The following is a 12,742-nucleotide window of genomic DNA, read 5'->3' as shown; positions in this document are numbered from 1 at the left end:
CCTGGGATGGGAGGAGGAAGGCTAGGTGGCTGACACAAAATCCTTGACGCTACCTGCCGAAACTGATCGGGAAGTAAGAGATGGGTAAGAGGATGACCTTAGAAGAGATAAAGGCGAAGATTTTACCCGTACTCCATAAACACGATGTGATCAAGGCCTCGATTTTTGGCTCAATCGCAAGGGAAGAAAGCGATGAGAAGAGCGACGTTGACATCCTCATCGAATTGAGTGGAGAGAAGAGCCTGCTGGACCTGGCTTCCCTGAAGATAGAGCTGGAGGAGGTTCTGGGAAGGAGCGTGGATGTGCTCACCTACGAATCTCTGCATCCTCTTCTCAAGGACAGGATATTGAGCGAGCAGAAGGTTATTCTGTGAAAAAGGATCCTCAGGTATTCATAGGCCACATCCTGGGATGCATCGAACTCGTCGAGGAGTACCTTCGCGGCAAGACCTTTGATGATTTCATGGCATCGATTCAACTTCAGGACGCGGTTATTCGAAGGATCGAGATAATCGGTGAAGCCGCGAAGAAACTCCCGCAGGACTTCAAGGAAAAGAACCCCGATATACCCTGGAAAGAGATGGCTGGAATGCGGGACATAATCGTCCACGAATACTTTGGCGTCGACCTCAAGCTTACCTGGAGGGTGGCTAGCCAGGACATAAAGGAACTGAAGGCACAGTTAGAGAAACTCAGAGAGGAACGTTACTAAAGGGCTAGGAAACCGCCCTTCAGGATTAGCCGGCCGATTCATCAGCGACCGACTGAGCACCGCCATAGCGTTTAGAGATTACGTGACTCTCGAAAACCGTTGAGCCCTTCGCGGGGCTCCGTGGGTTCGAATCCCACCCTCTCCGCCAATCCTTTTCCCTTAACCCCTACGCGGCGGGGGGACGAAGACGCTGCGCATCCCGGTGCGCTCCAGGGTGATGGCCTCGCTCGGGCAGTGATAGGCACACACCCCGCAGCCGATGCACTTCCCTCCCTCTACCCGGGCCGCATCCCCGTCGAGGGCGATGGCCTCCATGGGGCACTTCTCCACGCATACCTCGCAGCCGTTGCACAGGTCCTCGTCCACCACCGCCCGGTGGGAGGCGTAGGTCGCCATGGGCGCCGCCCCCCGGTAGTAAAGGTCGAAGGTCCCGCAGCAGCACTTGCAGCAGTTGCAGATGGCGAACTCGTCCCGGCGCGGATCGCTCTTCTCGTGGAAGAACTTGTGCACCAGCCCCGCTTCCTCGCATTCCCGGAGTATCCGCTTGGCCTCCTCGGCCGTGATCTCCTTCCCGAACCCGTAATCGATCATGAACCTGGCCGACCTCCCGAAGGTCAGGCAGTTCACCTTCTCGTCGGTCACCCGGCAGGGCTTGCCGAGGAGGTCCTTGTGGTGGCGGCAGTAGCAGTAGCTGACGGCGAAGGTGTCGAACTTGTCCACGATCCTCATGGCGTCCTCGTAGGGCATGACTGTGTCCTGCCTCACATCCACCTCGCATTCCACGGGCACCACGCGGGTGATGGGCGGGACGGCCTTGAGCGCCTCCATGGCCGGCTCGTAGTTGGACTGGACGAGTCCCGCCAGCTCCTCGAAGAGCTTCTCGAAGAGGACCGCGAGTTTCTTCTCCTTCTCTCCCGTCCCTCCCCGCACCATGGTCAGCTCGAAGAGCCCGGGGAGGGGAGGCATGAGGTGGTAGACGTCCACGCCCGAGCTCCGGCTGCGGGTGACCATGAGGGCCCCCTTGTGCAGCAGTCCGTCCAGCATGGCCTGGAGGGACTCCTCGCCCAGGTCGCAGCGCTCCCTTATCTCCTCCAGGTTCAGCGAGGGCCGATCGAAGACCTGGATGAACCTGGCTTCCTCCTCGTCCAGGATGGTCTGCAACAGCTCGATGAGGGTTTCGGTGACCGGCAGCGGGACCTGCCCGGCGGCCACCATCCTGTTCGCGGCCCGGCTCCACACCTTCTCCTCGGACATGGGCACCTCCCTCCTCGTCGCTCACATCATGGGTTCATTATAGTGGCTGTGCCCTCCAGCGGGATGGGTAGGGATCACCGTCATCCTCCGACCAGCAGTTCCAGCGCCCGGACCGCCACCGCGACGGCGTTGCCCTCGCCCTTTTTCAACCCCGCCTTGGTTATGCGTCCTCCCTCCCCGTGGCGGTCGATCACCCCCGTGACGCAGCCCCCTCTCAGCCCAAGTACCCCGCACATGGTGAGCAGGGTGGCTGCCTCCATCTCGTAGTTGAGGACGTTCATCCGCCGCCACTCCTCCGTCATGCCGCGAAAGCGTCGCGGAATGTAGCCCCGGAAGGAATCGGGCCGCTCCTGCCCGGGATAGAAGGTGTCCGAGGAGCAGGTCACGCCTACGTGATGGAGGATACCCAGCTCTCTGGCAGCAGATACCAGCGCTTCCACCAATTGGTAATCGGCCACCGCCGGGTACTCCGGTGGAGCGTAGTGAGCGGAGGCCCCGTCCAGGCGCACCGCCCCCGTGGTGATGACCACCTCTCCCACCCTGACGTGCGGCTGGATGGCCCCCGTGGTCCCCACGCGGATGAAGGTCTCCACCCCCAGTCGGGCCAGCTCCTCCACGGCGATGGCCGTGGACGGCCCGCCTATACCCGTGGAAGTGATTATCACGGGCACCTCCTGGAGGTAGGCCAGCCAGGTGCGGAACTCCCGCTTCCAGGCCAGCTCGCGCCCTCCCTCCAGGGGAGGGGTGCCGGCGATGACCTCCACGCGTGCCGGGTCTCCCGGGAGGAGCGCGAACCTCGCGCCCCGCATCTCCCTCATACGCAGGGAAAGGTGGTAAACGGAGGTCGGCCCGCCCCGGGGGCTCTCCCCGGACGGCACGGCTTTCCTTCTGCTTTCCATGCTCTTCACACCTCCTCTTACCGGCGCCTTGTCTTTCCGTCGGCCGCCCGGCGGCATCGGCGCTCTTGCGGGCAGAAAAGAGCATTCCCCTTGAGGGCGAGGATTGAAACCCTGACCGGGCCCGTTCCTCGTCCAGGACCTCTTTTCATCACCTTCGCGCCGGTCCGGTCCCTTTCCTCCTGGAGGAGTGTGCCACGGAGCCTGGAAAGAGGGGAGAGCGCCTCCGGTGAAAACGTCCACGCGTAGGCCTGGCGGGAAGGGGAACGAGTTGACCCTCATCGGTCCTCGAGCTAATATATATACCGACGGTCGGTATATTTATAGCGAGGCGGGAACCCATGGCCAGGCCCAGGAAGGAAGAGGCCCGGGAGGACACGAGGGGGGAGATCATCGAGGCCGCCTGGAAGCTGTTTTCCAGCGCGGGATACGACGCCACCCCGCTGGAGGCCATCCTCGCCATGGTAGGAATTTCCAAGGGCACCTTCTACTATTACTTCGCCAGCAAGGAGGACCTCCTGGACGCGGTGGTGGAAGCGGTCATCGAGCGCATCGCCGCCCGGGTGGAGGGCGTGACCCGCGAGGGGGGCATCAGCCCCCTGGAGAAGATGCGCCGCTTTCTCGAAGGCATCGCCCTCTGGAAGATGGACAACCTGGAGATCATCCGGGAGGTGGCGGAGGTGGTCTACCGGCCGCAGAACGCCATCATCCGGGACAAGATGAACCGCCGCACGGTGGAGAGGCTGACCCCCATCCTGGCGGAGATACTGGCCGAGGGCGAGGAAGAAGGCGTCTTCCGCACCGGCGCCCCCGGGGACATGGCGGAGATCGTCCTCCGCTTTTTCGCCGCCATGTCCGAGCTCCAGGTCGAGGACTACCTGCGGGCCGCGCGGGAGGGGGACGCGGAAGCGGTGGAGAGATTGGTCCGCCGTGCGGAGCTCTACATCAAGGCCATGGAGAGGATGCTGGGGACGGAGGAAGGCTCCGTCTACATACTGGATCGGCGCCTGGTGGAGAGGGCGGTGGGCATGAAGGGGAAACAACGCGAGGAGGGCGATAAGGCATGGAAGACGAGATCCGCATCTCGGCCGAGAACATAACCTACTCCTACGACGGCTGGCCGGCCGTGGACCACATCTCCTTCCAGGCGAGGAAGGGGGAGATCCTCGGCTTCCTGGGCCCCAATGGGGCGGGGAAGACCACCACCCTGAAGATGCTGGTGGGCCTCCTGGTTCCCCAGGACGGAAGGATAACCATCCTGGGCCGGGACATCGTGAAGGAGCGCGCCGCGGTCCAGGCCCGCATAGGGGTGTGCTTCGAGGAAAAGTCGCTTTACGAGGACATGTCCGCCGCGGCCAACCTCAAGTTCTTCGCCTCCCTCTTCGGTGTGCGCGACCTGGACGTGGCGGGCCTGCTGCAGAGGGTGGGCCTCCCGGCGGACCGCAAGGACCAGGTGTCCAACTACTCCAAGGGCATGAAGCAGAGGCTCATGGTGGCCCGGGCGCTGGTCAACGATCCCCTGGTTCTCTTCCTGGACGAACCCACCGACGGGCTGGACCCGGTATCCTCGGAGGCCATCCGGGAGGTCATCCTGGAGGAGAAGGAAAGGGGCGTCACCGTCTTCCTCACCACCCACGACATGGTGGAGGCGGACAAGCTCTCCGACCGGGTGGCCTTCATCAACGAGGGGAGGATTGCCGCCCTGGACACCCCGGACAACCTCAAGCACGAGTACGGGAAGCGGGTCCTCAAGGTTCGGTACCGGGACGGCGAGGAGCTGAGGGAGGAGGAGATCCCCCTGGAGGACGAGGGTTCGGGGCGGCGCATCCAGGAGATACTCCGCGACTACCGGGTCCTGGACATGCATACCGAGGAGGCCACCCTGGAGGACATCTTCATCATGCTCACCGGGAAGAAGCTGGAATGAAGGCGAGGATCGCCATTAAAACGCGGTACATGGTAAATTATGGATTTTGGCCACAAGGTCGGGAAAGCTGGAATGAAGGGGAAGAGGATAACCGCCATCATCCGCAAGGACCTGGGCCAGGTCTTCCGCAACCGCTTCATGGCCGTGATTTCCCTGCTGCTCATCCTCCTCTACGCCCTGCTCTACAACCTCATGCCCCGGCAGGTGGAGGAGACCTTCAGGCTGGGGCTTTACCTGCAGGGCGGTGAACGGCCGGCGGCGGAAGCGGGAGCCGATACTTCCGAGACGGGAACCGGGAAAAGCATTCTCGCTTCTCCCGCGGGCATGGGGACCACGAAAACCTGTACCCCTCCGGCTTCACCCGTGATCGCCTCCCCCGCGAACACGGTGACCGCGATGGAGGAGATGAGTGGCGCTTACAACCCGACAGGCCTGGAGGTAACGACCCTGGAAAAGGAAACCGCGGGGATTGAAAAGGGCGTGGAAGTGGTAGAAACGGATAATTTGGAGGACCTCCGGGGACTGGTGGAGAGGGAGGAGGTCGGCGCCGGCCTCTTCCTGGATTTAGGCGCCCAGCCCCCGCGCCTAGAGCTCTACATCACCTCCCGCGCCCCCGAGGAGACAGCGGAGGCCGGGGAAGCGCTGGCCAGGGAGATCGCCTATTCCCTCCTCGGTTACCGCCTCCCGGTGGACTTCCGCACGGTCATGGTGGGCCCGGACATGGCCGGTCGCCAGGTCCCGCTCCGGGACAAGCTGCGGGTGCTGCTTTTAGCCTTCGTCTTCCTCCTGGAACTCTACGCACTGGGGAACCTCCTGGTGGAGGAGATACAGCACCGCACCGCCCAGGCCGTCCTGGTCACCCCGGTGAGCCACGGGGAGTTCATCGCCGCCAAGGCCCTGAGCGGCATGGTCATCGCCTTCGCCGAGGGGCTTCTCCTGGCCGTGCTCCTGCGGGCCCTGACCGCCTCCACCTGGCCGGCCATCCTGGTCTTCCTGGTCCTGGGGGCGGGACTGGTGGTGGGGGTCTCCTTCATCCTGGGGGCGGTGAGCCGGGATTTCATGTCCATGGCCATGATCTCCATGGTCCCCTTCCTGCTGCTCATCCTCCCGGCCTTCGTCCTCCTCTACCCCGGGTTCACTTCCCCGCTGCTCAAGGCCATCCCCACCTGGTACCTGGTGGAACCCCTGGACGGGATACTCAATTACGGGAAGGGACTCTCCGATTACCTGCCCGCCGTCCTCATCCTGTGCCTCTTCTCCCCGTTCTTCTTCTGGCTGGGGTGGTACATTCTCAGGAGGAGGTTGACATGAGCGCGCGGCGCATCCTGGCCCTGGCGAGGAAGAGCCTCAACCCAAGAAATCCCTACCTCATCTTCGCCCTCCTGGCTCCCTTCATCTACGCGGCCATCTTCCAGTTCATCTTCAACCTGGGGAAGGACGAGCCCAGGCTCGCGCTCTACGAGGAGGGGACGCCACAGGTGGCCGCCATCCTCGAGGAGAACGCGGGGGTGCGTCTCACCCTCGCTGAGTCCGACGCCGAGCTGCGCCGGCTGGTGGAGGAGAAGAAGGTGGACGTGGGGGTGATCATCGACCGGGATGACCTGCTGCGGCTGGAGGCGGGAGAGGAGGTCTCCCTGGAAGTATTTGTCAATGGGGAAAGCCTGGCCAAGAACCGCTCCATCGTCCTGGCCGCGGTCGTGGATGCCCTGCGCGGGCTATCACCGGGGGTACCCAGTATCAGCTTGGAGACGGTGCGGCTGGGGGAGGAGAGGCCGCTCTCGGTCATGGAGATGTTCCTGCCCTTCATCATCATCATCGTCATCGTGGCGGGGGCCTACTTCCTTCCCGCCAGCTTCCTGGTCACCGAGAAAGAGAGGAAGACCCTGGAGTCGCTCCTGGCCACCCCGGTGACCCTGGCCGAGATACTCATCGCCTTCGGCCTAACGGGGATGGTCATCTCCCTGGGCATGGGGATCGTGCTCCTTCTCCTCACCGTGGGCATCCCCAATCCCTCCCTCATCCTCAGCGTATTCTTCCTGGGCTCGGTGTTGGCCGTGGAGTGGGGGCTGCTCATGGGGTTGGCCTCGCGGGACCAGACCTCCATGGTGGCCTACATGAAATCCATAAACATCTTCATCATCGGGCCGGTGCTCTTCGTCATCTTCCCCAGCTGGCCGCAGTGGATCGCCCGCCTCTTCCCCACCTATTACATCGCCAACCCCATCTTCCGGGCGGCCATCTACGGTGAAAGCTGGAGGGAGATCGGGTGGCAGGTCCTGGCCCTCCTCGGCTTCACCATCCTCTTCCTCGTCCCCTTGGCGGTCTTCGTGGCCCGCTTCGGCAAAGCCGGCCGCAAGGGACTTCTCTCCCTGGCGGGTTGACCTTCCGCATTTCCGCCGTAACAAGGGCGTGGTCCCGGTAACGCTGGCCACCTGCGCCTTCGACCTCCTGCACCCCGTGAGCCGCCGCGCCCACGGCTTCCTGGTCGCCTGCGTCGCCCGGGCCGTCAGGCGTTGGGGTTGAGGCGTCCGCAGAGGCGCATGGCGGCTTCCCTTATACGGCGTACGTTGGGAAGGACCTCCTCCTCCAGGTGCCGGGCATAGGGGACCACCTCCTCGACGCAGACCCGGGCGAAATCGGCCTTGACGCCGGCCTCGGCCAGGAGGGCAGCGACCTCGCCGCTGAGCCCGTACCCCACGTAGTCCTCATCCGCCACCAGGACCCGGCCGGTGCGCGAGGCCGAGGCAAGGATGAGCTCCCGGTCTAGGGGACAGGCGCTGCGCAGGTCAACCACCTCGGCGCTGATTCCATCATTTTCCAGTTTCGTGGCGGCTTCCAGGCAGCGGTGGAGGCTCATGCCCAGGCCGAGCATGGTCAGGTCGCTGCCCTCCCTCACCCTTCTCGCCTTGCCGATGGGCACCGGCACGGGTGGCGTGGGCACCTCCCCCCGGGCCCCGGCCGCGGGGACGTCGAAGCTCACCGTCTCCCTGCCGCCCTTCCCCAGGTAGTCCAGCCAGTAGTCGGAAAGGAGCTTGTGCTCCAGGAAGACCACCGGATCGTCGCACTGGATGGCCGAGAGCATGAGCCCGGCAGCGTCGGCGGGGTTTGAGGGGACCACCACGGCTATGCCGGGCATCCCGGAGAGCAGCCCCCAGAGGCACTGCTCGTGCTGGCCGGCGTCACCGTAGCCGCCCCCGCAGGCCGCGCGCACCACCAGGGGCACCCTCCACTTGTCGCCCGAGAAGGCGCGGATCTTGGTGGCCTGATTCAGGAGGGCGTCGAAGGCCACGGCGATGAAGTCCACCATCATGATCTCCACCACCGGGCGCAGCCCGGCCATGGCCGCCCCCACCCCGGCGGCCAGGAAGGCGGCCTCGCTTATTGGGGCCTGGAGAACCCGGGAGGGACCGAAGCGCACCAGGAGCTCCCGCCGCAGCATGGCCACGTCCTCCCCCAGGGTGATCACCCGTTCGTCGGCGGCCATGGCTTCTCCCAGCGCGTAGTCGATGGCCCGGGCGAAGGTCATCTCAGCCATGGGACTCCCTCCCTTCCACCACGGCCAGGGCGGATTTTTCCGCCTCCTCCACCTCGCGGCCGATCTCCTCCTCGATGCGCAGCCGCTGTTCCTCTGAAAGCAGCGCCGCGGCGCGCCGCAGGGGGTCTTTTTCCAGGACGTATTTTTCGATTCCCAGGATGGTCAGCGCTTTGCCAATAAATCCCAGGTGAAGCATGCGGGCGGGGACGGCAGCCAGGGGCCTGGAGAGGAGAGCCCGTGCCAGCGGAGGCCCTATCTCCAGGGTCTGGCGCACCGGGTCACGGAACACCCGCAACATGGGATCGCCCAGGAAGTGACCCTCCATGCGGGGGCAGGAGGCCAGGATGAAGCTCGGGCCGCGTCCCGACCTGGCCCGGGAGACCGCCTTCCCCGCCGCCGCCCAGACCCTCTCCACCCGGGTCCCGTCGACGCGAAGGGCGGGCATGCCGAAGGAACGCGCCCGGCGCGCCAGGTCCCCCCCGGTGACGGAACGGGAACGGGTGGTTATGGCCCAGCGATTGTCCTTGCACACGAAGACCACGGGGAGCCTCCAGGCCGCGGCCAGGTTGAGGCTCTCCAGGAGCATCCCCTGGTTGGCCGCCCCTTCCCCGAAGAAGGCCACCGCCACCTTGCCGGGGTCGAGCAGCCGGGCGGCCAGGGCGAACCCGCATCCCAGCGGGGCGGAGGATCCCACTATCCCCGAGGAGGCAGCCAGGTGCTCCCGGGAGAAGAGGTGCATGTGTCCCCCGCGGCCCCCGCACAACCCCTCCGGGTCCCCCAGCATCTCCAGGAAGAGGGATTCCATGCTCACCCCCCTTCCCACCAGGGGAGGCGTGGAGCGGTGGTCCAGGGCCATGGCGTCCCCTTCCTCCAGGTGGGCCAGGACCCCGGCCACCACCGCCTCCTCCCCCATCCCCAGGTGCATCTCCCCGGAGATGAGGCCGCGTTCCCAGAGGCGCGCCAGGCTCTCCTCGAAGCGCCTCATGCGTACCATGCGGCGGTATAGGTCCTCCAGGTCCGGTCCCATCTTCCACCTCCCTGCGTTTCGAAGGGCGCCTCACCCTCCCGTGCCCGGCTCATTCCCTGACCAGTCCCGCGGACATCCAGCGGTCCAGGGTCCCAAAGGTCCTGAGGGCCAGGGAACGTGCCAGGTCGCTGGCCCGGGTGGCCCGGGGACGTCGAAACATGTCCACGCGGCGCCGGCGCTGTCGCAGGCTCTTCTCGGGGCGGTAGTCGATCTCCTCCCGGGCCCGGTCCGCCCATTCCATGCGCAGCGCGTCCCCCACCCACACCGGCACGTACTGGTGGCGGCAGGGGTTTCCCGGCGTGATGTATATGGTGCAGCGCCCGGGATCCATGATGATGGAGTTCAGGGTGCGGGCGACGTTCATCTCTATCAGCGCGTCCACCAACTCCAGCTTCCTGAGATGGCGGAAGAAGTTCCAGGGGTGGCAGCAGATGGTGGCATCGTCCACCCGCTCGCCGTAGGGATCGGGATGCAGGCCGAACTCCTCCAGGGTGGAGTAGTTCAGCCCGTGGTCCCTGGCGATGATGCGCGCCGTGTAGCGGTCAATCTTTCCGTGGAACATTTCCAGCAATTCCCACATGCGGGCCAGCCGGGCGTAGGAGCCGGCGATGAGGGGTTCCTTCACCGGGTCGGCCCCGCCGGAGAGGGAGCGGTCCAGGAACTGGTGGTGGTTGGCGGAGGCCAGCACCCCGCCGTGGTCGGAGGCCCTCTCCACGGCCATGTGGTTGTGGGAGTGCTCGATGACCACCGCGTCCCCGTTCATGTCCGCGAAGATGTCGTTGGCGTTCATGATGATGGCGATGGCCAGGCCGGGCAGCACCTCGCGGGGGTTATCCCTCCACACTCCCACCGCCCCATCCACCGTCGAGCAGGTCTCCATGGCCAGGTTGTTGAGCTCGAAGAAGGTCAGGCCCTCGCCGCCGTCCGTGCACCCCACCGAGTTTACGCAGGAGCACAGGCCGTCCCCGTTCATCACCCCGATGCCGAAGAGGACCGGGAGGCCCATGCACACGTAGGGCTTGCTTCCCGCGATGTCCCTCACGTACAGGGGCATGCGGCCCAGGAGCAGCCGGAAGAGGGGGGAGAGGTCGAAGTTCCAGGAGACGTACACCTTCCCGTCCGCGGTGGCCGGCGGGACGGCGGCGAAGTTGGTGCACCCGGTTCCGGGCAGGGAGGCCAGGGCCAGCGCCGCCGTGGTCACCTCCGTGGTTTCCGCTCCCATGGCGCGGGCCAGGCCCTCGAGCCTATCCCGCTGCTGTGGGTAGCGATCGGCAAGGATTTCAAGGTGCCGGCGCGCCCTTTCCCTCGTGCGGCCGGGATGGGCACCCCGCCTGCTCAGCCACCGGGCTGCCTGGGAAAGAGCCGTGCGGTAGAGGGTTTCACGCTCCTTCCCAGCCGCGTAGCCGAATCCGAATTCGTCCTTCGAGGTTATAGTCCAGAGCATCTCCACCTCCTTTCCGAGGGCCGCAGGCCATGTCGAAAAACCTCGACTTTCTCCGCCGCAGCCCCAACCGCCGAGTATGCCGGGATTACCGTCGCCAGCCCGAAAAGGTCCAGTAAGCGCAAGGCCGGTCCCTCGATCTCCACTTTCCGCGGGTCGAAGTGCCGTGGGTCGCCGTGGGGTCGCAATATCTCAATCCTCCTTCACGTTCCGATGAAATCGGTGACCTACCAGAGACAAACGGGACTACCGCCGAATTACAATTCCCCGTCCCTCCGTCCCGCCGCGCCGCTTGGAGACGCGCGTTTCCTTGGCCTGTGCCCCTGTCCCGCTCGAGCCTTTTAAACGCCAAGGATCGTGGAATCCATCCCGTTTCCGCCATCATTTTCCTATCCGACTCCGGTAAATACAAGGGGGAGGCGGGTGGCATCCTGCAAGGGTAACCGGCATCCCATGAGGGGTAACGACGGATCTTTGCTGGGATGACAAGATGGTTTCTCTGCCGGCTTTAAAACTGAAGCGCCTCTGAACCACGCGGTATCCTGGCTGGAAGAAGAGGGTGCCCTTTCCGGGTTTTGTCATCGCCTCCGTTTAACATGTTCATGAAGGGTGAGATGTGAACGATCTCCCGGGTATGGCCTCGGAAGGTTGCCTTGACTTTCCCGCATATCCGGGGATGGCGCCGGGCATGAAAGTGGACCCGGGGAGCGGAAGACGTCCATCCGGGAGGGATTGTTTTGAAGGTCGGGGCATGGCCCGGAAACGGATTCCTTCGGAAGACGACGCGTTTTTCGAGGTGACCTGCGGAGGGTTGGATTAGCAGGAATCCGGGGATCGCTCGTGGATTCCCTCAAGGAGATGGGGCCCGGGGAAAGAAATTACAGGTAGAGAGTGATGCCCGGCGGTAGCGCGGTTTGCCGGCTGGATGACTTGGAGTACGGGAGGACGAGATGCCCAAGCAGCTGGTGAGCGAACTGGAGCCTGGAGAGGAGGTAAAAAGCGTTTTCCTGGTCACGCGTAAGGAACTGCGCAAGACCAAGGCGGGAGCCCCCTACTTGGCCCTGGAGCTGACGGACAAGAGCGGCAAGGTGGAAGCGAGGGTATGGGACAACGCCCTGCGCTACCGGGACGCCTTTTCCGAGAGGGATTACGTGGCGGTGAGCGGGAGGGTGGAGAGGTACCGCGACCAGGTCCAGGTGGTGGTGAATTCCCTGCGCCGCTGCTCCGAGGAAGAGGTGGAGGTCTCCGATTTCCTGCGGGTGGTGGACACGGACCGCGCGGAGCTGGAGGGCGAGCTCCGCCAGGCCGCGGACGAGATCAGGAATTTCCACCTCAAGAGCCTGCTGCTCAATTTCCTCAACGACCCGGATTTCATGCGCCGCTTCACCCGGGCTCCAGCTGCCAAGAATTACCATCACCCCTACCTGGGAGGGCTCCTCGAGCACACCGCCAACACGGTGCGCATCTGCCGCATGGTATGCGAGCTCTACCCCGAGGTGGACCGCGACCTGCTCATCACCGCCGCCACCTTGCACGATATAGGCAAGATACACGAGCTGGAATACGACCGGGCCATCGACTTCACCGACGCCGGGCGCTTCCTGGGGCACCTCCTCCTCTCCGACCAGATGATCCGGGAAAAAATAGCCTCCATGCCCGGTTTCCCCGAGGACCTGGCCATGCGCCTGCGCCACGCCGTCCTCAGCCACCACGGGGAGCTGGAGTGGGGTTCGCCCAAAAGGCCCAAGACCCTGGAGGCCATCCTCCTCCACCACGTGGACAACCTGGACGCCAAGGTGAACAGCTTCCGGGAGATCGTCGAAAGGTTGGGGGAGAGCGAATCCCCCTGGACGGACATGAAGAACCTCTTCAAGCGTCCCTTGTACATCCCCCGCGCCATGAGCCAGGAGATGGAGCTGGACCTGGAGGAGGAAGTCCCGCAGTAAGAGG

The 12,742-nt window shown here is 64.4% G+C and carries 12 protein-coding genes; 7 read left to right on the top strand and 5 right to left on the bottom strand.

From position 1 onward, the window contains the following. Positions 1-80 precede the first annotated feature (80 nt). The gene (locus QME84_09675) at positions 81-374 is read left to right on the top strand and encodes a nucleotidyltransferase family protein (protein ID MDI6874532.1); all 294 of its coding nucleotides are present in this window, start codon (positions 81-83) and stop codon (positions 372-374) included. Further along, on the top strand, positions 371-712 hold the full coding sequence (locus QME84_09670; GenBank protein ID MDI6874531.1) for a DUF86 domain-containing protein: 342 nt from the start codon (positions 371-373) through the stop codon (positions 710-712). Before QME84_09675 ends, QME84_09670 begins: the two co-directional genes overlap by 4 nt. A 159-nt stretch (positions 713-871) precedes the next feature. Here the strand turns inward: QME84_09670 and QME84_09665 are convergent, their stop codons facing one another. Both QME84_09665 and udp read right to left on the bottom strand, forming a co-directional pair. Then, entirely contained in the window at positions 872-1,966 is a 1,095-nt protein-coding gene (locus tag QME84_09665) for a 4Fe-4S binding protein (protein MDI6874530.1), read from the bottom strand. A gap of 80 nt (positions 1,967-2,046) precedes the next feature. Further along, complete coding sequence (gene udp / locus QME84_09660; protein MDI6874529.1) at positions 2,047-2,865, bottom strand: uridine phosphorylase; 819 nt, start codon at positions 2,863-2,865, stop codon at positions 2,047-2,049. A gap of 338 nt (positions 2,866-3,203) precedes the next feature. On the opposite strand from udp, the gene QME84_09655 reads away from it, so the two are divergent. The 4 genes from QME84_09655 (at position 3,204) to QME84_09640 (ending at position 7,170) form a co-directional block, all read left to right on the top strand. After that, entirely contained in the window at positions 3,204-3,962 is a 759-nt protein-coding gene (locus QME84_09655; GenBank protein MDI6874528.1) for a TetR/AcrR family transcriptional regulator, read from the top strand. Next, on the top strand, positions 3,926-4,789 hold the full coding sequence (locus QME84_09650) for an ABC transporter ATP-binding protein (GenBank protein MDI6874527.1): 864 nt from the start codon (positions 3,926-3,928) through the stop codon (positions 4,787-4,789). Before QME84_09655 ends, QME84_09650 begins: the two co-directional genes overlap by 37 nt. Positions 4,790-4,861: 72 nt before the next feature. Continuing rightward, on the top strand, positions 4,862-6,100 hold the full coding sequence (locus QME84_09645; GenBank protein MDI6874526.1) for an ABC transporter permease: 1,239 nt from the start codon (positions 4,862-4,864) through the stop codon (positions 6,098-6,100). Continuing rightward, positions 6,097-7,170: an ABC transporter permease gene (locus tag QME84_09640; GenBank protein ID MDI6874525.1), complete on the top strand. Its 1,074-nt coding sequence runs from the start codon at positions 6,097-6,099 to the stop codon at positions 7,168-7,170. Before QME84_09645 ends, QME84_09640 begins: the two co-directional genes overlap by 4 nt. Positions 7,171-7,295: 125 nt before the next feature. On the opposite strand, the gene QME84_09635 is transcribed toward QME84_09640, so the two are convergent. Genes QME84_09635 through QME84_09625 form a run of 3 tightly spaced genes read right to left on the bottom strand, consistent with a single transcriptional unit; the run spans position 7,296 to position 10,795 of the window. After that, a complete protein-coding gene (locus QME84_09635) occupies positions 7,296-8,324 on the bottom strand; it encodes a transketolase C-terminal domain-containing protein (protein MDI6874524.1) in 1,029 nt (342 codons plus the stop codon). Continuing rightward, positions 8,317-9,351 carry a thiamine pyrophosphate-dependent dehydrogenase E1 component subunit alpha gene (locus QME84_09630; protein ID MDI6874523.1) on the bottom strand — a complete coding sequence of 345 codons (1,035 nt, stop codon included), beginning with the start codon at positions 9,349-9,351 and terminating at the stop codon, positions 8,317-8,319. The genes QME84_09635 and QME84_09630 overlap by 8 nt, the downstream gene beginning before the upstream one ends. A 49-nt stretch (positions 9,352-9,400) precedes the next feature. Further along, on the bottom strand, positions 9,401-10,795 hold the full coding sequence (locus QME84_09625; protein ID MDI6874522.1) for a C45 family autoproteolytic acyltransferase/hydrolase: 1,395 nt from the start codon (positions 10,793-10,795) through the stop codon (positions 9,401-9,403). Between the two features lie 947 nt (positions 10,796-11,742). Here QME84_09625 and QME84_09620 point away from each other — a divergent pair. Beyond that, complete coding sequence (locus QME84_09620) at positions 11,743-12,738, top strand: HD domain-containing protein (protein MDI6874521.1); 996 nt, start codon at positions 11,743-11,745, stop codon at positions 12,736-12,738. Positions 12,739-12,742 lie beyond the last annotated feature (4 nt).

This window comes from Actinomycetota bacterium (assembly GCA_030019255.1).
Taxonomy (GTDB): Bacteria; Actinomycetota; Geothermincolia; order Geothermincolales; family RBG-13-55-18; genus Solincola_A.
The sequence above is the reverse complement of the archived record's forward strand: the minus strand, read 5'-3'. Positions and strand labels throughout refer to the sequence as shown.